Consider the following 2,191-nt stretch of genomic DNA (forward strand, 5'->3'; position numbering starts at 1 on the left):
GGAATCATGTGATTCTCCTATTTTCGTATAGATGAAAGGAGCGAGTATGGAAGTAATGCAATTATTGGCTATGTTTCGTGGAACAATTCCAAAAGATAGAGAAAACATGAACCTATTTCTTCGTTATCAAGCGCAACATTTTGATGAGAAATGGCAGGATTTGGTAGAGAGTTTTTTGACTGAAGAGGGCAAGATAGAAGAGATACCTCATGTCTATTCGTTTCATCAAGATATTATTTCTTTCCTAGAGGCTAGTTCTGAAAATAATGACCAAGATTTAGAAAGTTACACCAGAACTTTTGGACAAGCGGGTCTAGATAAATTATCTCAATTAAGCAATTGGGAGAAAAACTTGGTTCTAGAAGTCGCAACCTATAACCTTTCCACTCGATTTTACATCCAATCTGAAAAAGAAAAGCTAGAACAACTAAGTGACCTTATTTTTCATCAGAATCAGGATGTCAATTTGGTTAATGTCTATCGGGTTTCGAATAATCTATCTGACCGCATTAGTAGAGATATAGAGGAGTTTCTTCTAATGGTTGATTCCAAAGAACTAAAAAAAGAGGTTCTTGAGATTCATTTTGAAGAAAAAGAGGGAGATGTTCTAGCCTATTTGGGTTCTGAATTGATGGCTACTTTAGATACCGTTACAGATCTTGTCCATCATGAAGAAAACTACCAACAACTCCCACTGACACAAAAGCTGAAGATTATTACTCATTTTGATGATGTAAAGGCTAGAAGTGAAAAGTCTAAGCAAGTAGAGGAATCCTTATCTCCTTCAACTGATATTGAACAGGAAATGGAAGAAACTAACTCCTTTTCTAATGTCGATAAAATTGTAAAAGAAGCTTTGAGGGATTATCCAATCGGTTCACAAGTAAGTTATAAAGGACAAGTATTTCAGTTGGTTTCGATTGAAAATGCACAGTTAAATGACTTGGTTCGCCTAGAGCTATTCAGTGATTCCAACCAGTTGTTTGAAGAAAATCCTATCTTATACTTGAACAGTTTGGAAGAGATTGAACAAGTATTGTCTCTTTTAGAACTTGAAAAAGAAGATTCAGAGATTGAGATTGAATCATCAAGTGAAAGTCAGGAAATAGATTTGTTTTCCTATCTGGAAGAAGAAAATGAAAAGGAAAAAGAAAAGGATAAGGAAACAGAAACGCTTATTTCAGATATAGAAGAGACGGCTGTCCCCGTTCAAGATTATGTTTTTCCAGATGATTTAGAGGACTTTTACCCTAAGACAAATCGAGAAAAAATTGAAACGAATATCGCCGCAATTGATCTTGTTAAAAGATTAGAAAAAGAGGGACGACAAGCAAGTCCAGAAGAACAAGAACTACTAGCCAAGTATGTTGGATGGGGTGGTCTTGCCAATGAATTTTTTGATGAACTCAATCCAAAGTATGAATCAGAACGTTTAACTCTCAAGAGTTTAGTAAGTAAGTCAGAATACTCCACCATGAAACAAAGTTCCCTCACAGCCTATTATACAGACCCAATGATTATTCGCCAGATTTGGCAAAAATTACTGGATGATGGTTTTGAAGGAGGAAGGATACTAGATCCTTCTATGGGGACTGGGAACTTCTTTGCGGCGATGCCTAGAAGTATACGAGAGAAATCAGAATTCTATGGGGTTGAATTAGACAGTGTGACAGGCGCAATCGCAAAACAACTCCACCCCAATACCCATATTGAAGTGCGAGGATTTGAAGAAGTTCCCTATCAAAATAATAGTTTTGATTTAGTCTTAACGAATGTTCCTTTTGGAAATTTTCGCATTGCAGATAAAAACTATGATAAACCTTACATGATTCACGACTACTTTGTCAAACACTCACTTGATTTAGTAAGAGACGGAGGACAAGTTTCGATTATCTCATCTATCGGGACAATGGATAAGCGGACAGATAATGTCTTACAAGAGATTAAAACCAACACTCATTTTTTAGGGGGAGTTAGGTTGCCAGATACGGCTTTTAAAAAGATTGCAGGTACTCGAGTGACCACAGACCTCCTCTTCTTTCAAAAAGATCAAGCAAAGAATCTTAATGAAGAGGAACTTGTTTTTAGTGGTTCTATTCCCTTTGAGGAGGATAAGCGTGTCTGGATCAATCCTTATTTTGATGGGAAATACAATACACAAGTTTTGGGTGAATATGAGGTACGTAATTTT

The 2,191-nt window shown here is 36.4% G+C and carries 1 pseudogene; it reads left to right on the top strand.

Going from position 1 to position 2,191, the window contains the following annotated elements:
* Nucleotides 1-46: 46 nt before the first annotated feature.
* Nucleotides 47-2,191, top strand: a pseudogene (locus tag E7C97_RS09375) (helicase SNF2); the annotation flags it as partial.

This window comes from Streptococcus sp. (assembly GCF_032481935.1).
In the GTDB taxonomy this organism is placed as follows: Bacteria; Bacillota; Bacilli; order Lactobacillales; family Streptococcaceae; genus Streptococcus.